Source organism: Roseibium litorale (genome assembly GCF_014842915.1).
Taxonomy (GTDB): domain Bacteria; phylum Pseudomonadota; class Alphaproteobacteria; order Rhizobiales; family Stappiaceae; genus Roseibium; species Roseibium litorale.
Genome location: NZ_JACYXI010000006.1, coordinates 71,525 through 91,507, shown reverse-complemented (window position 1 = coordinate 91,507; position 19,983 = coordinate 71,525). Strand labels below are relative to the sequence as shown.

General features: G+C 60.3%; 21 protein-coding genes. 7 read left to right on the top strand and 14 right to left on the bottom strand.

Features of this window, described 5'->3' with window-relative positions; genetic code table 11:
• The first annotated feature begins 3 nt into the window (after positions 1–3).
• The gene (gene pdxY, locus IG616_RS10860; protein ID WP_192148180.1) at positions 4–909 is read left to right on the top strand and encodes a pyridoxal kinase; all 906 of its coding nucleotides are present in this window, start codon (positions 4–6) and stop codon (positions 907–909) included.
• Between the two features lie 18 nt (positions 910–927).
• Positions 928–1,647: a DUF429 domain-containing protein gene (locus IG616_RS10855; protein WP_192148179.1), complete on the top strand. Its 720-nt coding sequence runs from the start codon at positions 928–930 to the stop codon at positions 1,645–1,647.
• 61 nt (positions 1,648–1,708) lie between these two features.
• Here the strand turns inward: IG616_RS10855 and IG616_RS10850 are convergent, their stop codons facing one another.
• The 3 genes from IG616_RS10850 to IG616_RS10840 all read right to left on the bottom strand — a co-directional run bounded on the left by IG616_RS10850 (position 1,709) and on the right by IG616_RS10840 (position 5,233).
• The gene (locus IG616_RS10850; RefSeq protein WP_209007445.1) at positions 1,709–2,974 is read right to left on the bottom strand and encodes a L,D-transpeptidase family protein; all 1,266 of its coding nucleotides are present in this window, start codon (positions 2,972–2,974) and stop codon (positions 1,709–1,711) included.
• A gap of 300 nt (positions 2,975–3,274) precedes the next feature.
• A complete protein-coding gene (locus tag IG616_RS10845) occupies positions 3,275–4,231 on the bottom strand; it encodes an acetyl-CoA carboxylase carboxyltransferase subunit alpha (RefSeq protein ID WP_192148178.1) in 957 nt (318 codons plus the stop codon).
• 171 nt (positions 4,232–4,402) lie between these two features.
• Positions 4,403–5,233 carry a DUF3108 domain-containing protein gene (locus tag IG616_RS10840; protein WP_192148177.1) on the bottom strand — a complete coding sequence of 277 codons (831 nt, stop codon included), beginning with the start codon at positions 5,231–5,233 and terminating at the stop codon, positions 4,403–4,405.
• Between the two features lie 365 nt (positions 5,234–5,598).
• On the opposite strand from IG616_RS10840, the gene rpmB reads away from it, so the two are divergent.
• The 4 genes from rpmB to IG616_RS10820 all read left to right on the top strand — a co-directional run bounded on the left by rpmB (position 5,599) and on the right by IG616_RS10820 (position 7,947).
• The gene (gene rpmB, locus IG616_RS10835; protein WP_192148176.1) at positions 5,599–5,895 is read left to right on the top strand and encodes a 50S ribosomal protein L28; all 297 of its coding nucleotides are present in this window, start codon (positions 5,599–5,601) and stop codon (positions 5,893–5,895) included.
• A gap of 24 nt (positions 5,896–5,919) precedes the next feature.
• Positions 5,920–6,570, top strand: a complete 651-nt coding sequence (locus tag IG616_RS10830) for a queuosine precursor transporter (protein ID WP_192148175.1) — start codon at positions 5,920–5,922, stop codon at positions 6,568–6,570.
• Between the two features lie 186 nt (positions 6,571–6,756).
• Positions 6,757–7,143: a hypothetical protein gene (locus IG616_RS10825; protein ID WP_192148174.1), complete on the top strand. Its 387-nt coding sequence runs from the start codon at positions 6,757–6,759 to the stop codon at positions 7,141–7,143.
• A 138-nt stretch (positions 7,144–7,281) separates the two neighbouring features.
• Positions 7,282–7,947, top strand: coding sequence for a carbonic anhydrase (locus IG616_RS10820; RefSeq protein WP_246476199.1), 666 nt, complete (start codon positions 7,282–7,284; stop codon positions 7,945–7,947).
• 38 nt (positions 7,948–7,985) lie between these two features.
• Here IG616_RS10820 and pqqE read toward each other — a convergent pair whose 3' ends face one another.
• The 7 genes from pqqE to IG616_RS10785 form a co-directional block, all read right to left on the bottom strand.
• Positions 7,986–9,071: a pyrroloquinoline quinone biosynthesis protein PqqE gene (pqqE, locus tag IG616_RS10815; protein ID WP_192148172.1), complete on the bottom strand. Its 1,086-nt coding sequence runs from the start codon at positions 9,069–9,071 to the stop codon at positions 7,986–7,988.
• The gene (gene pqqD / locus IG616_RS10810; RefSeq protein WP_246476198.1) at positions 9,068–9,400 is read right to left on the bottom strand and encodes a pyrroloquinoline quinone biosynthesis peptide chaperone PqqD; all 333 of its coding nucleotides are present in this window, start codon (positions 9,398–9,400) and stop codon (positions 9,068–9,070) included. Before pqqD ends, pqqE begins: the two co-directional genes overlap by 4 nt.
• Before the next feature lie 4 nt (positions 9,401–9,404).
• Positions 9,405–10,241 (bottom strand): pyrroloquinoline-quinone synthase PqqC, encoded by an 837-nt coding sequence (pqqC, locus tag IG616_RS10805; protein ID WP_246476197.1) that lies wholly within the window; start codon positions 10,239–10,241, stop codon positions 9,405–9,407.
• Positions 10,238–11,170, bottom strand: coding sequence for a pyrroloquinoline quinone biosynthesis protein PqqB (pqqB, locus tag IG616_RS10800; RefSeq protein WP_192148170.1), 933 nt, complete (start codon positions 11,168–11,170; stop codon positions 10,238–10,240). Before pqqB ends, pqqC begins: the two co-directional genes overlap by 4 nt.
• A gap of 31 nt (positions 11,171–11,201) precedes the next feature.
• The gene (gene pqqA / locus IG616_RS23060) at positions 11,202–11,303 is read right to left on the bottom strand and encodes a pyrroloquinoline quinone precursor peptide PqqA (protein WP_139251197.1); all 102 of its coding nucleotides are present in this window, start codon (positions 11,301–11,303) and stop codon (positions 11,202–11,204) included.
• Positions 11,304–11,650: 347 nt separating this feature from the next.
• Entirely contained in the window at positions 11,651–12,685 is a 1,035-nt protein-coding gene (locus IG616_RS10790) for an aspartate-semialdehyde dehydrogenase (RefSeq protein ID WP_192148169.1), read from the bottom strand.
• Between the two features lie 109 nt (positions 12,686–12,794).
• Complete coding sequence (locus tag IG616_RS10785) at positions 12,795–13,070, bottom strand: hypothetical protein (protein ID WP_192148168.1); 276 nt, start codon at positions 13,068–13,070, stop codon at positions 12,795–12,797.
• A 73-nt stretch (positions 13,071–13,143) separates the two neighbouring features.
• On the opposite strand from IG616_RS10785, the gene IG616_RS10780 reads away from it, so the two are divergent.
• The gene (locus IG616_RS10780) at positions 13,144–15,357 is read left to right on the top strand and encodes an esterase-like activity of phytase family protein (protein WP_192148167.1); all 2,214 of its coding nucleotides are present in this window, start codon (positions 13,144–13,146) and stop codon (positions 15,355–15,357) included.
• 57 nt (positions 15,358–15,414) lie between these two features.
• On the opposite strand, the gene IG616_RS10775 is transcribed toward IG616_RS10780, so the two are convergent.
• The 4 genes from IG616_RS10775 to IG616_RS10760 all read right to left on the bottom strand — a co-directional run bounded on the left by IG616_RS10775 (position 15,415) and on the right by IG616_RS10760 (position 19,932).
• The gene (locus tag IG616_RS10775) at positions 15,415–15,831 is read right to left on the bottom strand and encodes a hypothetical protein (RefSeq protein ID WP_192148166.1); all 417 of its coding nucleotides are present in this window, start codon (positions 15,829–15,831) and stop codon (positions 15,415–15,417) included.
• Between the two features lie 103 nt (positions 15,832–15,934).
• Entirely contained in the window at positions 15,935–17,047 is a 1,113-nt protein-coding gene (leuB, locus tag IG616_RS10770; protein WP_192148165.1) for a 3-isopropylmalate dehydrogenase, read from the bottom strand.
• A gap of 151 nt (positions 17,048–17,198) precedes the next feature.
• Positions 17,199–17,963 carry a sulfite exporter TauE/SafE family protein gene (locus IG616_RS10765; protein ID WP_192148164.1) on the bottom strand — a complete coding sequence of 255 codons (765 nt, stop codon included), beginning with the start codon at positions 17,961–17,963 and terminating at the stop codon, positions 17,199–17,201.
• A 79-nt stretch (positions 17,964–18,042) separates the two neighbouring features.
• On the bottom strand, positions 18,043–19,932 hold the full coding sequence (locus IG616_RS10760; protein ID WP_192148163.1) for an EAL domain-containing protein: 1,890 nt from the start codon (positions 19,930–19,932) through the stop codon (positions 18,043–18,045).
• Positions 19,933–19,983 lie beyond the last annotated feature (51 nt).

Sequence of the window (19,983 nt, the reverse complement as noted above, 5' to 3'; positions counted from 1 at the left end):
ATCATGAACCAGACACCCGCCGTGCCCGGCCCGGCGAAGAAAACCATTCTTGTGATCACCTCTCAGGTTGTCCGGGGCGGGATCAGCGGACGGGGTATGGTCTTCACGCTGGAGCGTCTGGGCCATCCTGTGTGGTTCCTGCCGACCGTCCTGCTGCCCTGGCATCCCGGGCAGGGGCCCGGCACGCGCATCACCCCTCCGGTTCAGGACTTTGCGGCGATTGCCGCAGATCTGGCAGCCTCGAGCAAGCTTTCCGAGATTGGCGGCATCATCTCAGGATATCTGGGGGATGCGGATCAGGCGCCGGCCATTGCCGGGCTGGTCAAGGCGGTGAAACAAGCGTCTCCGGATGCGGTTTACCTGTGCGATCCGGTGATGGGTGATCATTTCAGCCCGGACCGCAACGGCCTTTATGTGCCCAAGGCAACGGCTGCGGCCATCCGGGACAAACTGGTGCCGCTGGCGGATATCGTGACGCCCAATTCGTTTGAGCTGGGCTGGATGACGGACCGGGACATCACCAGCGAGATGCAGGCGGTTGCCGCTGCCCGGTCTCTGGGTGTCGAACGGGTTCTGGTTACCTCCGCGCCGGCTTTGCGCCGGAACGCCATCTCCAACCTGCTGGTCATGCGGCGCGGGGCGGTGGCGGCGGAACATGCTGTGATTGCCAACCCGCCCAAGGGAACCGGCGACCTGATGTCCGCCCTGTTCCTGAGCCGTCTGCTGGACGGTCTGCCGGATGAGGAGGCGCTTGTCCGCTCTGCCGGGTCGACTTTCGAAATGGTTGCCCGCAGCGTGAAGAAGGGAGCGGACGAATTGCTCTTTGCCGAAGAGCAGATGTCTCTTGGCCGCCCCATGGCCCTTGTCTCCAGCCGCCGGGTGATGGAGATTACCACTCAGAAGAGCTAATCTGGGGGGGGTCTCGTTATGAGTGTGGTTGGGGTCGATGGATGCAGATCCGGTTGGATTGGGGTTAGACTGCGCGGGGAAGCGGAATTTGAAGCCGAGCTTCTGCACTATTCCGCGTTTTCATTACTTCTTGAAGCTGTTGAGGATAGCACGGTTCTGACGGTCGACATGCCGATTGGTCTGCCTGAGCAGATCGAGGCCGGGGGACGTCTTTGCGAAGCTGCTATCCGCCCTCTCCTTGCCGGCCGCCAATCCTCAGTATTCTCTATGCCATCGCGTGCTGCTGTCTATGCTGAGGACTATTGGGAAGCCTGCAGGATAGCGCAGGCAACGTCACGCCCATCCAGAAAGGTTTCCAAACAAGGGTTTATGCTTTTCCCCAAGGTCCGGGAGATTGATGCTCTCATGATGCCTGGCCTGGAGAGCAAGATATATGAAGTTCATTCAGAACTTGCCTTCTGGCGCCTGAATGGCGGGCGGGCCATGAGCCTGCCGAAGAAAGTCAAAAGCCGGGCCAGCGGACCTGGCCTCGATCAGCGCAGGGATCTGCTGATGTCCCATGGCTTCACAGCTGCTTTTCTTGATCAGCCGCTGCCCAAGGGCTGCGGACGGGACGACCTGATTGATGCTTCCGCCAACGCCTTGATTGCCCTCCGCCTTTCAAAGGGACAGGCCGAGCCGTTTCCCAAGGACTATCAGAGAGATGGCAAGGGGCTCAGGATGGCGATCTGGGCTTGAGACCGGATAGGGTCCGTCAGCGACGATAGAAACCCAAGGCTTTCCAGCTCACATTACTAGCTTACTGGGGCTTTGCGGCGGGTGGCGTTTCAGATGAGATCTGGCCCACTTCGGGGGACGGTGTGTTGTCCTCATCCGGACCGCCAAAAGGCAGCCAGCGCTTCAGGAAGCTGCCGGGAGACGAGCTGGAGGAGGCCGGCTGTTCGGCTGCGAATGCGGTTTCGACCGGCGTGGAGGTTGCCGCTTCGTTGCTTTGCGCGGCCGCTGCGGTAGCTGTCCCGGTCTTCGGCGCTTCGACGGGCGCGGTCAGAGAGGCGTGCTGAGGTTGATCTCCGCCGCCGGTGATCGCGCTGGCGATCTTTGACTGGGTTTCGGCCCAGCGGCGTTCGCGTTCCTTGCGGGCTTCCAAACGGGCGACTTGCTGCTCGAAGGCCTTGTTGTCTTCAGCCTGTTTCTTGGCAACGAGGCGTTCCAGAGGCTCGGGAACCTTATAGTCCGGGCATTTGGCCGATGCGCGGAAGGGTACGCCTTCCACAAGCGTGGTTGCGTCGAAAACATATTTCTTTTCGCAAACCGAAACCTTCGGCGGCACCTGGGTGACTTCGAAATGGTCATAACCGGTCTTCAGCATGCGCCAGAAGTCCATGTGCTCGCTGTCGTGGTGCTTGGCCATGTTTTCCGGCGTCATGCGGAACGGGAAGGCCTGAACCTGGAAGGAGCGCTGGCCACCGGCAAAGCTGTCGCGGGCAAGGGCATAGATATCCTGCACTTGCTTGTCGGTCATGGCGTAGCAGCCGCGCGAAGAGCAGGCGCCATGAACCATCAGGTTCGTGCCAGTGCGGTTGAGCGAGCGGTCATAGGCGTTCGGAAAGCCCATGTTGAAGGCCAGATGGTAGTTCGAGTTCGGGTTCATCAGGCCCGGCGTGATCTCATAGAAGCCTTCCGGAGCCTGCCGGTCGCCTTCCTTGATCTTGGGACCGAGGTCTCCCGACCATTTGCAGATCTCGAACGTATCCAGAAGGGCGTAGCGGCCGTTCCGCTTTTCCTTCCAGACCTCAAGGGTCGAATCTTCCTTGAAGATCCGGATCATGATCGGCGACTGGGCAGGCATGTCCAGTTCGGTCATCTTGCGCTTGATAGACGCGGAAACCGGGGCCTTGGCCTTGTTGGCGCTGGCAACGAATTCGTCAGACTGGCATCCGGCAAGCGCGGCGGCGAGCAGAATCGCTGCTGCCGCGCCGCGAATTCTGCGCGACGGGCGGAAGTCTTTCAGAAACTTGCCGTGGGCAGCGGTTCCGCGCCCGGACGGTCTGTGCCAGTTTGCCATGTCGTCTATCCATTGGCGCCGGGCATTTGCATAAACCGGCTTCGGTGACAGTTCCCGGAAAGGCCGCCCAACGGCATGGGCGTCAGGCCGGGGGCCTGCGGGTCGAGGCTAGGCCGTTATGGTTGACGGCTTGTTAACCTGGTCGTTCAAATTCATCAAAAGCTTGCCGTAAAGGCAAGTGCCGCACATTTTTAAACCGCTCAATGCCCTGAAAATCTGTCCGAAACACGGCAAAAGGGGCGCTTGCGGGCGCCCCTATCAAAGAAATGTCCCCATGGGGGAGATTTACCGCAAAACGGTTCAGCCGAGGGTCCGGCCGATGGCAAGGAACTTCTCGCGGCGGGCCTTGCGCAGGTCCTGCGGAGACATGCCTGCCATGTCTGCAAGCGCGCCTTCGATGGCGCCACCCGCTTCATTGATGACGGTTTCCTTGGCGCGGTGACCGCCGCCAACCGGCTCCTTGATGATGCCGTCGATCACGCCGAGCTGCAGCAGATCCTGTGCGGTGATCTTCATGTTGGTCGCCGCGTCCTGCGCCTTGGTGCTGTCGCGCCACAGGATGGAGGCCGCGCCTTCCGGAGAGATCACCGAGTAGATCGCATGCTCGAGCATCAGGACCTTGTTGGCCGTTGCGACAGCGATTGCCCCGCCGGAGCCGCCTTCACCGATGATGACGGAAATGGTCGGCGTGCCAAGGCCGAGGCCCTTGTCGGTGGAGCGGGCGATGGCTTCCGCCTGGCCGCGCTCTTCCGCGCCGCGGCCCGGATAGGCGCCGGCGGTGTCGACGAGGGAGATCACCGGAATGGAGAAACGTTCTGCCATGTCCATGATGCGGACTGCCTTGCGGTAGCCTTCCGGACGGGCCATGCCGAAATTGTGCTTCAGGCGGGACTGGGTGTCCGCACCCTTTTCCTGGGCAAGGATCGCAACCGACTGGCCACGGAACCGGCCGAGGCCTGCGATCAGGGCGTTGTCTTCAGCGAAATTGCGATCACCGGCGAGAGGCGTGAAATCCTCGATCAGGCCGGAGATATAGTCGAGCGCGTGGGGACGGTCCGGATGGCGGGCCACCAGGGTCTTCTGCCACGGGGTCAACTTGGCATAGAGGTCCTTGAGGGTCTGGGACGCCTTTGCCTTCAGACGTTCGATCTCGTCCTCGATGTTGACGGCTTCTCCGTCTGCTGCAAGGGCGCGCAGTTCCTGGATCTTGCCTTCGATATCGGCAACGGGTTTTTCGAATTCCAAATAGCTGTGCATGTACTCGTACACCTGGCCAGGCCGCTTAAAAGCGCCGGCCCGCCGGAACGCGGGCCCGCATCAGGAGGAGACTGGACGGCAAGATCTTGCGGCATCCAGCCTGCCGTGTGTCGGCTCTAGCAAGAGAAGGGGACCGGCGCAAGAGTGCCGGGCGACACCAGGACCTTGCGGTTAACGGGAGGCGCTGTCCCGCTGGCCGCTTTCCACGTTGAGTTTCGAGGCTTCAACGACCAGCTGGCCGGTGTCCGTGTCGATGGCAATCCGGTAGGGAATCAGCACGTTATCCTGTCCCATCGGAGCCAGCCATGCTTCCATGTTGGCGTTTTCCATCTGCTTGACGGACTTCTTGGACGGGCGGTGGCCGGCAACCGGAACCCACTTTGCGGTGCAGACGACGACAGGGCCGTCATAGCCGCGCCCGGAGACCTGCTTGATCTCCTTGTAGTTCATCTTGATGTCGAACCGGGTCCAGCCGTCAAACACCGGAAGTTTGCGCTTGCAGGCGTCCGGGCCAAGGTCGCCCTTGGCGGAGGCAACCGGCATCAGCGCAGCGCTCAGGGGATCCATGGCGTTTTTCTGATGGCGGCTTGTAACCTTGATCCGCTCGGGGTTCGGCTTGAACTGGGGGGTGACTTCCATGGAGCGGATGTTGCCGGATCCCTGTTTCAGCGAGACAAAGAAATCACGGTCTGCCGCACGGGAGGTCATGAGATAGGTCGAGGGCACCACCTTGGAGCCGACCAGCCATCCCGAAGCCTCCGCGCCGCCTTTGCCGGTCGTGAAAAGCGTGCCGATGCCAGCCGGCTCAAGGCCGACCTTGGCCGAATAAGCATTGCCCTGGAGGACAAGGGAGAGTGTGCCCCGCCCGACGGTGAAGCCGCCGACGCTGATGGAATAAAGGCCGCCGACGCTGCTCTTCTTTGCCTCTGCGGGCGAGACGAGCAAAGCGCCTGCCAGCAACGGCAAGGCCAGAAGACGGCCGAATGACTGCAAACGTGACACTATCAAACCCTCCGCGCCGTTTCGGAAATCCGGCACCGGCAAACCTGGTTCCAGCACAGTCCCGCTCTGGTATGCCTGCTCCGGGGAGGGGCAAATCAGTGAGACGCCTGTGAGTTAAATCGAGCCAATTGTTGGCCGGTATGGTAACTCAGTCGTTAACAAAGGCGGGCCAGGTGACGAAAAACACGGAATCGGCCTTCAGATGCGGAGAAGCCTTGACGATGGCCGCCGCTGCCAGTATAGCAGGCCAACTTTTTCCGTAAACCGCCGGAAATGCTGTAGCGGGGCCTTGGGTCCGCTCCCTTCCGGTTGCAACAGACGGGTTCGAAGTAACGCGAACCTGCGACAAGATAAAAGGTGATATCATGGCACGCCGTTGCGAACTGTCCGGCAAAGACGTGATGAGCGGTAACAACGTTTCGCACGCCAACAACAAGACCCGTCGCCGGTTCCTGCCGAACCTGTGCAACGTTTCGCTGATCAGCGACACGCTGGGTGAGACCTTCAAGCTGCGCATCAGCGCCCATGCCCTGCGCTCTGTTGAGCACCGCGGTGGTCTGGACGCATACCTGATGAAGGCTTCTGACGCTGGTCTTTCTGAAAAGGCTCTGCAGATCAAGGCAAGCATCAAGCGTCAGCAGGCTGAAGCCGCCGCTGCCTAAGTCTCCTTCAAGGGACTGAAAAATATGAAGACCCGGAGTTACTCCGCGGCACAGTTCGCCATCGCGGCCACCGCGATGGCGTCTGTCGTTGTGGCATCCAATTATCTGGTGCAGTTCCCGGTGAGCGGTACGCTCGGGCCGGTGGTTCTTGCTGACCTTTTAACCTGGGGTGCCTTCACCTATCCGGCCGCCTTTCTGGTGACCGACCTGACCAATCGCAGGTTCGGGGCGTCTGCTGCCCGGCTGGTGGTCTATACCGGTTTCATCTTCGCCGTTGTCCTGTCGGTCTGGCTGGCTACCCCGCGCATCGCAATTGCGTCGGGAACCGCTTTCCTATCGGCGCAGCTTCTCGATGTTACGGTCTTCAACCGCCTGCGCCGCCGCAGCTGGTGGAAGGCGCCGGTAATTTCGTCGCTGCTCGGCTCGGTCCTGGATACCGTGTTGTTCTTTTCGCTGGCCTTCGCGCCGGTGTTCTCCGGGCTTCTTGGCTATCACGACGATTTTGCCACGGAAGTTGCTCCGCTCTTCGGTGCCTTTGCGCTGGATGTGCCGCGCTGGATTTCCTGGGCTCTCGGTGATTTTATGGTCAAGCTCCTGGTGTCCATGGTTCTTCTAGCGCCTTACCGGATGGTGATGGCGCTCATCGGAACCTATTCGGACCCTGCAACCGCTTAGGCTCTGTCTCTATCGGTATTTCGAGGCCTTCCGGCGCATCCGGGAGGCCTTTTTCATGGGCAATTGCGATTCTGGCCTCCTTATGGTTGCGGATGTTTACCTTGCGTAAAGAATCGTTAACTCTTTATTGAGACGATTCCCTACCGCCAGAAGGGCGGTGCAGCTTCAAGGGCCAGGAGGGCCGCCATGCCAACGTCCGTAGATCGTCCGCAGGGCGCGCAAGTCGTGCCGCATGCCACAGAATATCCCCCTGACCGGGAACGGCAGAGGCATGCCTTCCCCCGGCCAGAGGATGCCGGAGGCCATGACAGGGAAGCCCGCGAGGAGACATCCGGCCCGCAGGACGAAGACCCCGCAGTGGTTCTGGAGACCGAACACTTCGAGGATCATCGCCTTGATGGTGTCGCTGCCTATAGGGCGACCGCACATAAGGTGCTGGATCCCGTTCCTCAGCCCGCAGATCAGAAGCGGGCAGGGCCTCACGGGGATGTCCAGCCGCCGTCGGTGGTGCGCCACGCCTATGAGGAACATGGCGGTGAGATCGAGCATCACGAAGTCAATGTGGCGACCTGACCGGCGCGGCTGCTTGGGAAGGCGTGTGCGGGAGATATGTCCGTCCAAAAAGGCCTGATACGAGTGCCGCTAGGCAGTTGGCTACCGATACCCTATAACCGCCGACGTGATTGGTAACGGATGAGTTGGGGGCCGGACTTGAGTTTTCCTAAAGAGCTGCTGGGCGGATATGGCAAATACTTGCAGAAGGGTTTTGTCCGTCACAAGGAAACCCACGAGCACCTGGCCGTCTATGGCCAGAAGCCGCAAGTGATGGTCATATCGTGCTGCGACAGCCGGGTGACTCCGGAAGGTATTTTTCACGCTGGACCGGGCGAACTTTTCGTCATGCGCAACGTGGCGAACTTGGTGCCGCCAGCAGAAGATGACACCAGCCTTCACGGCACCAGTGCGGCGATTGAATATGCCGTGCGCGCACTGAAAGTGAAGCATATCGTGGTTATGGGCCACGCGAAATGTGGCGGGGTTCTGGCCTTCCGCGAGAGCGCAAATGCGCCGGCGCTGAAGGGCGATTACATTGGCCGATGGATCAAGCTTCTGGAGCCGGCTGCCATTTCCTTGGCTTGCATGCCTGTCGACAAGATCGATGATCCGCAGCTCGCAATGGAATATGCCGGTGTCCGCCAGTCGCTCAAGAACCTGGTGACTTTCCCCTTCGTGGCTGAGCAGGTGTCTGCGGGCGAGCTTGAACTGCACGGCGCCTGGTTCGACATTGGCTCCGGCGAGTTGCGCGTGATGGACCCGGAAACGGAAGTTTTCTCTGTCAGCGAAGACGCTCTGGCGCTCAACGTTCAGAGCGCCTGACCCTTTGATCGGCAAGCCGGCCGCCGGATTGAGCTGCTTTATGCCGGCTGAGGGCTTTTGCCGATCACTCTGCGCTGGATGGGCTTTTCCTCCGGCAACCGGCGCAGCTCCGCATGGAAGGGAGACTTGACACAGGCTGGATCCGTTTCTGCTGCCGAGCCCGTAACCGCGAAAGCCTGGCAGCGGCACCCGCCGAAATCGATATCCTTGCGCTCACAGCTGCGGCAGGTTTCCGGCATCCAGCTGTCACCGCGGTAGCGGTTGAAGGCGTCCGAGTGATGCCAGATGTCTGACAGGCTCTTTTCTGTCACCCGCTCGAACTGCAAGGACGTGATGGTCTGCGCTGCGTGGCAGGGAAGAACCTGTCCATCCGGCGTGATCGCCATGGCATCCGCCCCCCAGCCGCCCATGCAGGGTTTGGGATAATCAGCGTAATAATCCGGTGTGACGAAGTCGATGTTGAGAATACCTGTCAGCCGCTCACGGATGTCATGGACATAATCAACCTGCGCCATGACTGCGTCATAGCTTGGCAGAAGCGCCGCACGGTTTAGATGCGCCCAGCCGTAATACTGGACATTCGCGATCTCCAGCCGCTCCGCGCCCAGCTCCAGGGCAAGGGCAACGAAGTCCGGAACTTCGTGAATGTTCAGCTTGTGAATGGGAGCGTTGATGGTGAGGGGAAGGCCAAGCTCTACGGCCCAGCCCGCAGCGTTCCGTTTTTTCTCATGTGCGCCGTTGAGATGGCCGACAAGCTCCGTCGTTTCAGCGGTCGCGCCCTGGAAGCTGATCTGGATGTGGTCCAGCCCGGCCTGCTGATAGCGGGCGAGATCTTCTCTGGAGAAGGAAACTCCCGCGGTAATCAGGTTCGAATAAATCCCGTTTCCGGCCAGACAGGCGATGATCTGATCGAGATCCTTGCGCAGGGTGGGTTCACCGCCGGACAGATGAACCTGCAACACGCCAAGGTTCGCTGCTTGCTGGAAGGTGCTGATCCAATCCTGAGTGGTCAGCTCCCGGTTTGCTTTCAGGAGCTCCAGCGGATTTGAACAATAGCCGCACTGCAGCGGGCACCGGTGGGTCAGTTCAGCCAGAATGCCAAGAGGCGGGCCGATGCGGGTCATGACGGTTCCCTTTCCTCCCGGATCAACAGCCGGTCCGCCCATTCCTGCAAAAACTCGATGACATCCGCTTCGACCTGATCGATCGGAGCGTCATAGGCCGCGGCCAATTCCTGAGACAGCGCAGCGACAGACCGGTTCCCCTTGCACCTTGAGAGAATGCCGACGCTGATCTCGTCTGGCCAGAGGACCTTTTCGGGCGCAAGGACAACCCACTTGCCACGCGTTTCATCCTGTTGCAGGCGCACATGTCTCGGCAGGACCGGCCGCGTGTGCGGACCGATGATCAGCTTTTGTCTTGCCGGGGGCCGGAATGGGGCCTTCAAGAGCAATGGTTCACTCCTGCTCCGGTGGGACGAAAGCCCCAGGAGGGATCCTGCCCGGCGTAACGTACGCCGAATGAAGCGCATCCAGCATCGCCCAGAGAATGTCGCATTTGGCCAGCAAGGCTTCGATCGCATCTGCCTGCTTGTCCGGTGTGTCCGCCCAGAGGGTCACCAGGGCAAGGGCGTGCTCCGCGTCGCGCGGGGCCTGATGCAGGCGCGGGGTGAAATAGGAGAGCGTTTCCTCGTTGATATAGGCATAACGCGCCAGCATGGCGGGGACACGTTCCCCGATCGCGATGGGAGAAAAGAGCTCCGTCAGGGAGGAGGCGACCGCGACGAGAAGCGAGGAGGAGGAGACCAGATCGATATAGGCGCCGACCGCATAGCGTGTGGCAGGCAGCGCGTAGCGGCGCGACTTGACCATCTCAAGGTCCAGATCCAGCCCTTCCGCCAGCTTCAGCCAGCGCTTGATCCCGCCATCGATCGGGGCACCATCCTCTCCGTCATGGTCGGCGATCCGCTTGCGCCATTCCCGCCGGAACTCGGGATCCTCCGACCGGGAGAGGATGATGGCATCCTTCTTGGGGATAGCGGACTGATAGCAATAGCGGTTCAGTGCCCAGGCCCGCATCTGGTTCTTGGTCAGCTCGCCCGCATTCATCAGCTTGTGGAAGGGATGGTGGATGTGATAGCGCGCGAAACCCGCGGTCCGCAATGCATCCTCAAGCTCCTTTGGCGGCAGCAGGCGGCCGGCTTTCCGGATATCATCCGCGAGCGTCGGAGCAACGCCGCTGCCGATTGGGGCAGTCCCGGCGTGCGCTTGGGGCAAGGTGGCATGCATGGTCATAGTGTCAGCTCCATACCATCGTATCCGACCTCCCATCCGGCGTCCCGGACTGCTTTTGATGCCGCAGAAGACGGATCTAGAATGGGATTGGTGTTGTTGATGTGAACGAAGATCTTGCGCTTCAGCGGGAGGTCCTGCAGTTGAGCCAGGGTTCCCGTCTCGCCACTGATCGCAAGATGCCCCATGCGGGCACCTGTCTTTTCGCCCACACATGCGTCCGGCATTTCCGTGTCTGTGAAGACCGTGCCGTCGAAGAGCAGCGTACCGTTGGCTGTCAGCCTTGCGCGTAAAGTCGCGTCGATTGCGGCGCAGCCGGGAATATAGAAGAGATTTGCGGATTGGCCGTCAGACTGCGTGATTCTGAGGCCGACTGTATCGCCCTCGCTGGTGCCGAAACCGTCCTTGCTGGCATCTTCAAGAAACAGCGCAACCTTGCCGGGGACAGCAAAGGTTTCGATGCTGAGGCCGAGCGGACCGTCCGGTCCCTCCAGATGGGTTATGCCCCCAAGCGGTAGTTCGCGCCTTGGAACCAGCTCCGGGTTCAGGACCTGAAAGATACTGTTCTCCGCCAGGGTCTTCAGAACGCGGGCTGTGGCGTAAAGGGTGAAGCGCTGGCGTTCGCGCAGGGACAGAAGCCCGGCGATATGATCCACATCCGCATTGGTCAGAACGACGGCCCGGATCGGGCTATCTCTCAAGGGGCCATCTGGCCGCGGCTGCAGCTCTGGCGTTGCGGCAATCTGCTCGCGGATATCGGGAGAGGCATTGAAGAGAACCCAGTCCTTGCCGTTGGCGCTTGCCGCCAGGCTGGACTGGGTTCGGGTTAAAAAGCCCGGTGAACCGGTGCGCACAGCCCGGCTGTAGGTCGCGTTGCAATTCCACTGCGGAAAGCCGCCGCCTGCCGCGGATCCCAGGATCCTGATATCCACCGGGTCTTCCCCCTTTTTGGAAGGGAGAGACTTACTTCTTACGGCCGCAAGTGCCGATTTCTGCCGGCATATAGCGGGTAATTTCGAAACCGGCTTCAACGGCGGTCATTGCAGGCTTTTTCCAGGTCTTCATGTTCATTCCTCCTCAGATCAACATGCGGAGGAACGGTAGCACCGGTGCCGGGAGAGAGCAGGCGCCACCTTAGTAGGGGGGTATCGACCGGAGCGGAAGAGGCGTTCGCAGATGCAAAAACTTGCAAGCGCTTGAGAAATCGAGCGGGAATCCTTCCAAAACTCTTCGCCCCCGAATTTTCACCGGCGGTGCAAAAAGAGAATCTTACGGATTTGTAATGGGGTGCCGGATCTGGCCGGGCCGCTCCCGTGTCTCCGCCTCAGGCGCAGGCGGCCGAAGCTCGAGGGGTGGAAAGACGGAGCTGCAGAAAAGCGGAGCGCATGGGACACGCGCTCCGCAAGATCAAATCAGGCAGCCTGCTTCTTCGGCTTGATTAGGCCGCGGTTCACCAGAACCTCGGCGATCTGCACGGCGTTCAGGGCAGCGCCCTTGCGCAGGTTGTCGGACACGACCCAGAGGTTCAGGCCGTTTTCGACGGTCGCATCTTCACGGATACGGGAGATGTACGTGGCGTCTTCACCGGCGCTTTCGTACGGGGTGATGTAGCCGCCGTCTTCATGCTTGTCGATGACGAGGCAGCCCGGAGCTTCGCGCAGGATGTCGCGGGCCTGGTCGGCCGTGATTTCGCGCTCGAACTCGATGTTGACGCTCTCGGAGTGACCGATGAAGACCGGCACCCGCACGGCGGTGCAGGTGACCTTGATCTTCGGGTCCAGCATCTTCTTGGTTTCTGCCAGAACCTTCCACTCTTCCTTCGTGTAGCCGTCTTCCATGAACACGTCGATGTGCGGGATGACGTTGAAGGCGATGCGCTTGGTGAACTTCTTCGGTTCGATCGGGTCGTTCACGAAGACAGCGCGGGTCTGGTTGAACAGCTCTTCCATCGCTTCCTTGCCGCCGCCGGAAACCGACTGGTAGGTGGAAACGACGACGCGCTTGATGCCGGCTGCCTCGTGGAGCGGCTTCAGTGCGACAACGAGCTGCGCGGTGGAGCAGTTCGGGTTGGCAATGATGTTCTTCTTGGTGAAGCCCGCAGCAGCGTCGGCATTCACTTCCGGAACGATCAGCGGAACGTCCGCATCGTAGCGCCATGCGGAGGAGTTATCGATCACAACGCAGCCCTTGGCGCCGATCTTCGGAGACCATTCCTTGGAAATGGTGCCGCCGGCGGACATCAGGCAGATGTCGGTGTCGGAGAAGTCGTAGTTTTCCAGCGCCTGAACCTTCAGCGTCCGGTCGCCAAAGGACACTTCGGTGCCCTGGGACCGGCGGGAGGCAAGGGCGACGACTTCGTCAGCCGGAAACCCGCGCTCATCAAGAATGTCGAGCATTTCCCGGCCCACATTGCCCGTGGCACCCACGATTGCGATCTTATAACCCATCTTGAATTTTCCTCATCCGGCTCCCCGCTTCACCGGCCTTGCCCAAGGTGCGGGCGAGCCGGCTTTCTGGCGCTCCCCGTCCCCGGGGAGTGCGGGACGAGCAGCACCGTCAAGCGGTGGTTTTGGTCGTGGTTTTGAGGGTAGTGGCCGGGGTCGTGGTGACGCGCGTAATCATGCCGCCGGTTTTAGCCGCCGTCATCATCATGCCCGCGATGTCGGCGATGCGCCGAACCATTTCCGTCTCTCCGGTTGTCACGAAACCGGGGTGGTTTTTGCGCGGAATGGGCAGGATGTCAACATAAGATCTTGCGGAATCGCGGCTGGTTTTGATGGGAAATTTCGATTGGTGCCAGTCTCCGTCATGAAAGCTTCGCAAAACCGTCATCCTGCCTCCATCAGACCTGCCTAGCGTCCCGCCAAATTTAATACCGGCATTATTCCGTGATTGGGGGTTTGCAATGACATTGCGTAATATTCTTCTGGCTGGCATCAGCCTGGGCGTTTCTATTGGGTTTGGCGCATCGGCTCAGGCCGGTTCGTTCTTTGAGCGGGTCAGCACTTTCCCGGTTTATAAGACCCTTGAGAAAGGCGCCGATCCCAAGACCGAAACCTCCGCTGAAATCATCTCCGCGACCAAGGACGGCATGACGCTGGTCTTCACCGACAGCCCGGCTGAATCCCTGGTGTTCGTTGATGCTTCCAATCCGGAAGCCCTGGCCCCTAAGGCACGCATCGCGCTTGGCGGTGAACCGACCTCCGTGACCGTCGGCGCGTCTTTCGCCTATACCGGCGTGAACACCTCAGAAAGCTATGTGTCTCCGTCGGGCCATCTGGCCGTGGTGGATCTGGGCTCCCTGGAGACCGTTGCCAAGTGTGACGTGAAAGGCCAGCCGGACAGCGTTGCCATGTCTGCCGATGGCAAGTTCGTTGCTGTTGCGGTCGAGAACGAGCGCGACGAAGAGCTCAATGACGGCAAGCTGCCGCAGATGCCTGCCGGTCACCTGGCGATTTTCGATCTGGGTGAAGATGGCAAGCCGGTCAACTGCGATGCAGCCCGCATCGTTGATGTCACTGGCCTTGCCGAAATCGGTGGTGACGACCCGGAGCCGGAATTCGTTTCGATCAATGCGAATAATCAGGTCGTCATGACGCTTCAGGAGAACAACCATCTTGTGGTGGTTGATCTGGCCTCGGGCAAGATCACCGCGAATTTCTCCGCAGGCACCGTCAATCTTGAAAATATTCCGGTTGCCAAGGCGCGGATGAGCGACGCATCCGGCAGCCTGGAAAACGTCAAGCGGGAGCCGGACGCGGTTGCATGGCTCGATGCCGGCCGCTTCGTGACCGCCAACGAAGGCGACTATGAAGGCGGCTCGCGCGGCTTCACCATCTGGAACACCAAGGGTGAGGTTCTGTTCGACACAGGCAACACGATCGAGCATATGGCCATGTCTTATGGCCACTATCCGGCCAAGCGTGCTGCCAAGAAGGGCACCGAGATGGAAGGCGTCGCCGTTGGTGAGTTCAACGGCGAAAAGTACATCTTCGTGAACTCCGAGCGCGGCAACTTCGTCGTTGTTTACAAGGACACGGGCGCCGAGCCGGAATTCGTCCAGTTCCTGCCCACCCATATTGCTCCGGAAGGCTCCATCGCCTTGCCGCAGCGTGGCCTCTTCGTCGTCGCCAACGAAGCCGACAATGCGGAAGATGGTTTCCGCTCGCAGGTCTCTGTCTACCGTTTCGGCGCAGATGCGCCTTCCTATCCGATGGTCGTCTCCGAAGCTGATCCGGAAACGGGTGCTCCGATCGGCTGGGGTGCCCTGTCCGGGCTTGCAGCTGATCCTAAGGACGCAAGCAAGGTCTATGCGGTCTCCGACAGCTTCTACGACAAGGCCCGTATCTACACCCTGGACGTTTCGTCCATGCCGGTGAAGATCAAGTCCTACGTCAATCTGCACGGTGCCGAGACGCCGAAGTACGACCTGGAAGGCATTGCCGTTTCCAAGGATGGCGGCTTCTGGCTGGCGTGTGAAGGCAATCCGGACAAGGACATGAAGCACCTGCTGATCAAGGCAGCCGCAAATGGCACGGTTGAGCAGGAAATCGAGCTTCCGGCGGAGCTGGTTGCCCAGTCCACGCGCTTCTCCTTTGAAGGCGTTGCCGAGTTCGAGAAGGACGGCAAGACCCTCGTGATCCTGCCTGTTCAGCGCAACTGGAAGGACGATCCGAAGAACATGGTCAAGCTGGCGGTCTATGACCCCGCTGCCAAGACCTGGGGCTTTGTCCATTATCCGCTCGACAAGCCGGCAAGCGCGGCTGGCGGCTGGGTTGGCCTGTCTGAAATCGTGTCTCTGGGCGGTGAAGAGTTCGCTGTTCTGGAACGCGACAATCAGGGCGGTGAATTTGCAACCATCAAGCAGGTGACCCGGATTTCCCTGAAGGGCATCACTCCGGCGGTTTACGGCTCAGACCTGCCGGTCGTTGAAAAGCGTAAGGCTCTGGACATTCTGCCGGCGCTCTCCGCTTCCAAGGGCTGGGTGCTGGACAAGCCGGAAGGCCTGACCGTGACCGCCGACGGCCGCCTGCTCCTGGTGACCGACAATGACGGCGTGGACGACGCACCGGGCGAAACCGAGTTCTTCGATCTCGGGGCCGCCTCCCAGCTGAACTGATCCGGTCCTCCCAAGACCGACCTCGAACGCCCGGAAGACAGCGGTCTTCCGGGCGTTTTATTGCGCGCGGCGGTAGACCGAGGTGTTGGTGAAGCTGGCGACATCCGGCAGGTGAACGGTCTGGGTCACGGTCAGGGTGGTGCCGTCTTCGGAAAGTTCGCGTTCCGCCTTCATCAGGGTCAGGCCACCGCGGCGGGCCTCGGACACAAGGTTCCGGTCACCATCAAAGACCAGGCGCATGGCATCGACCAGGCCGCTCTTGCCCAGCTTGACCTCTGGCCCATCGGGCAGGGCCTCAAAACTGTCGTTGGTGACTTCGCCTTCAGCAGACACGCTGTTCATGATGAAGCGGGCCATGCCGAAATTGTCTTCAATGCGAAGGGTCGCGCTTTTCGGCGGCTCGCCCTGATCGAATTCGCTTTCATCCGCATCGAGGATCCAGGTGCCGAGGAACGGGCCGAGTTTGTCGCTCATGAGTACTGCCTTTGATGCTTGAAAGTGTGCGGCATTATAAAGGAAAAACGGCCGCCATTGGGCAAGACCCAGTGGCGGCCGTTCTGATTTTCAAAGGGGCCAATCAGGCGCTCAGGGCGTCCAGTTCGGCGATGATTGCGTCACCCATTTCAGAGGTGCCAACAACCTTGGAGCCTTCGGATGCGATGTCCTTGGTGCGCAGGCCCTTGGCCAGGGCGTTGGCGATGGCGTTGTCCAGCATGTCGGCTTCCGCGACCTTCTCGAAGGAATAGCGCAGGGCCATGGCGAAGGACGCGATCATGGCGATCGGGTTGGCAGCGCCTGTGCCTGCGATGTCCGGAGCGGAGCCATGCACCGGCTCGTAGAGGGCCTTGCGCTTGCCGGTCTTCGGGTCGGCAGCGCCGAGTGAAGCGGAGGGCAGCATGCCGAGGGAGCCGGTCAGCATGGCAGCAACGTCGGAGAGCATGTCGCCGAAGAGGTTGTCGGTGACGATCACGTCGAACTGCTTGGGCCAGCGCACGAGCTGCATGCCACCGGCATCGGCCAGCATGTGCTCCAGCTTGACGTCTTCATAGCCATTCTTGTGGGTCGCGGTGACGACTTCGTTCCACAGCACGCCGGACTTCATGACGTTGCGCTTTTCCATCGACGTCACTTTGCCGTTGCGGGTGCGGGCAAATTCGAAGGCAGCCTTGGCAATGCGCTCGATTTCGTAGGTGTCATAAACCTGCGTGTCGATGGCGCGCTTCTGGCCGTTGCGGAGGTCGGTGATGGTCTTCGGCTCGCCGAAGTAAACGCCACCGGTCAGCTCGCGCAGGATCAGAATATCCAGGCCTTCGATGACTTCCTTCTTCAGGGAGGAGGCATCGGCGAGAGCCGGATAGCAGATGGCCGGACGCAGGTTGGCGAAGAGTTCCATGTCCTTGCGCAGGCGCAGAAGACCAGCTTCCGGACGCACCTCGTAAGGAACGCTGTCCCACTTCGGGCCGCCGACCGCGCCGAAGATCACGGCGTCTGCTGCCATGGCCTTGGCCATGTCTTCTTCGGAGATCGCCTGGCCATGCGCGTCATAAGCGCTGCCGCCAACGAGGCCTTCGTCGGTCTCGAAGGTGTCGCCGCCCTGTGCGTTGAACCAGGAGATGACCTTCTTCACCTCAACCATGATTTCCGGGCCGATGCCGTCGCCCGGCAGAAGAAGGAGATTGTGAGTTGCCATGGGTGTCCGCCCTGCTGTTCTTGTAAAGAAAAACTGATGGGGTTGGGTTAGCGCTTTGGCCGGGATCTGGCAAGGTTCAACGGCTTGCAAAGAGTTCAAGCGTCGTAGAGCAAAGCTCACGGTGACCGCGCTGCAGGCTGTGGAAGCGCCTCTAGCTTCCGGACAGGCCAGGCAAAGCTTGCCAGATCAGATTGGCCGCAAGCAGCGTCATCACCAGCTTGAAGCCCTTTCTGAAGGTCTCTTCCTGCATGCGCCCGAGCATCCTGGTGCCGGCAAGGGTGCCAAGAAATCCGCTGGTGATCATCAGCACGATCAGGCCTATCCACGGGCCAAAGGCAAAGCCGAGAAAGCCGAAGGCGGCAACCTTGCAGACATGCATCGTCAGGGATGTGACAGCCTGATTGGCGACGAACTGATGCCGGGTCAGACCCAGAGTGGACAAAACACTGCCGCCAATGGGGCCGGTTGCGCCAAAGAACATCGATAGGCTGGTGCCGATGAAACCGGCAATTCCCATCGCTTGCTTGCGGGCATGTCCAAGCTTTGGAACCCGGCCCCACACGGTCCAAAGCACGAAACCGGCAATCCCTATCCGAAGCCAGGCGGCGGGAATGCTGACGGCGAGATAGCCGCCAAGGGCAGCTCCAACGATGGCGCCACCTGCAAACCAGGCGGCGATGGCTGGATCAATATAGCGCCGCTGAACAATCGCGCGGCCGCCGTTCGACCCGAGCTGGACGAGGCCGTGAACGGGCACGAGTGCGAGCGGGGGCATAAGATTGGCCATCACCGCAATCAGCGCTACACCGCCGCCAAGTCCTACGGCTGCAGTCAGTGCCGATGCCGCAAAGCTGGAAAGAATGAGCACAAGCGCCGAGAGCGGTGAAATGGCTGCCGGAAGAAGGTCGGAAAACATGGAAGGTCGCCAAGCAGAAACCGGAGGACTTCTTATCGGCCGGCTGCAATGGCATCGCAAGCAGAACTTGCCGTGAGGATCACATACCGTTCACGACCAGACGCGGCAGGGAGGAGGGTGCGCTCCCGGCGGGTTCGCTTGCGCGTTGACCCTTGTGCTCCTGCTGCTCGCCGAAGGTCGCAGCAGCAATGCCGGTGGCCGCGGCCTTGGCGTCCTTCTTCAGAGCCGCGATCTGGCGCATCAGCAGTTCCTGATTTCCGACGGACACGCCCTTGGGCATGTGCAGGATCGCGATAGAGCAGTTGAGGAGGGGGAATTGCTTCTCATGACCGGAGCGGTCCTTGGCGAAAATCACCCCTGCCTGCCTGTGCTCCGGATCATAGAGGCTTTCTGCCTGATGGCGGAACTCACCGCGCAGGCTCGCCATGATCGGGAGGATCTCACCGGCCGGCAGATTGCGGATACCGATAAAGAAATCGTCACCACCGATATGGCCGACAAAATCGCGGTGGCGCGTAGGCATGCGCTTGAGCAATTCCGAGAACATGAGCAGTGCCCTGTCGCCCATACGGAAACCGTAGATGTCGTTGAACGGCTTGAAGTTGTCAAAGTCGACGTAGCAGAAACAGCGGTCAGTTTCGCTTTCACAAGCCGCATCCGAAACGAAGGCCGTCACCGATAGGTTGCCAGGCAGCCGGGTTAGCGGGTTCTGGTCCTCTGCCTCGCGCATGCGGATCTCGTTTGAGATCTTGAGCAGCGAGCTTGTCGTCAGGAAGCCGTCGTATTTGCCGTTGCGGGTGATGATGACCCCGGCGGTCTTGTCATCGTCATCGGCGATCATCGCCACCAAATGGTCGAGCCGGGAGTGCAGATCGGCAACAGGACAGCGGTGCAGGAAGTTCTTCAGCTGATTGTTGACCGCCTTATTGCGCAAAAGATCCTGGCCGAATGGCATGTAAATCAGGCTCTTGATGTCTGCTTCCTGGATCAGGCCGCGGGGTTCGTCCGCGGCGTTGACTACCGGAATGAACGGATAGGCGCGTCCAGCCCGCAGCAGGGCAAGGACGTCATCCATACGGGCGTCGTCGCGCAGGGCGACAAGTGGCCGGATCTCGCGTCTGATGAGCTCTTCGTCGGATTTGAGGCCGCCCTGTGTGTGGCTGGCGCTGGCCGCAAACTGCGGATAGCGCGCCACGGCCTCGTCAACACGGATGAAGGGATGGCTGATCAGATAGCCCTGGATCAGATCGCAGCCGATCTGGCGGCAGGCCGAGAGTTCGGCGTCTGTTTCCACTCCCTCCGCAACGACACGCATTCCGAGAACATGGGCAAGATCCACCATGGAACTGACCAGCAGGCGTTTGCGTCCGTCACTGTGGAGACTTTGAATGAAGAAACGGTCGATCTTCAGAATGTCCGGCTCGAAGTCATAAAGGTTCTTCATATGCGAATAGCCCTTGCCGAAATCGTCAATGGCAATCGCGAAGTCGAGGGCGCGGGCGTCCCCGATGAAGTCCTGGATCAGATGGGCTTTCGACGGCTCCGTTGCTTCTGAGATCTCCAGACAGACGCTTGCGGGTGTGAGGCCATGCATGACCAGAAGGTTGGCGGTCTCCGCCAGCAGGCATCCGGGAGTGTTCAGAAGGCGGACATCGATGTTGAGAAAGAGGCGGGCGTTCTTGCGGGTTGAAAGGCTGGCAAATTTTTCGACTGACTTGCGCCGCAGCAGAAGCTCCAGATCCGGAAGGCAACCGAGATCATGGGCCAGATCAAAGACGGCCATGGGCGAAGAGCAGCCGAGCTGATCGACGTTCCGCAGCAGCGCCTCATAGCCATAAACGTCGCCGGTGTGGGCGTCGATGATTGGCTGAATGGCGTAATCCAGGACGGTGCCGGCATTCACGAGAAACAGCTGAGGGTTCCGGTCCAGCCGGTAGCCATTTGTCCTGCGATTTTGAATATCAACCACGTAAGCTGTCCTTCGGACGTTTCTCTTCTGCCTACGAGCTTAGCAATCACA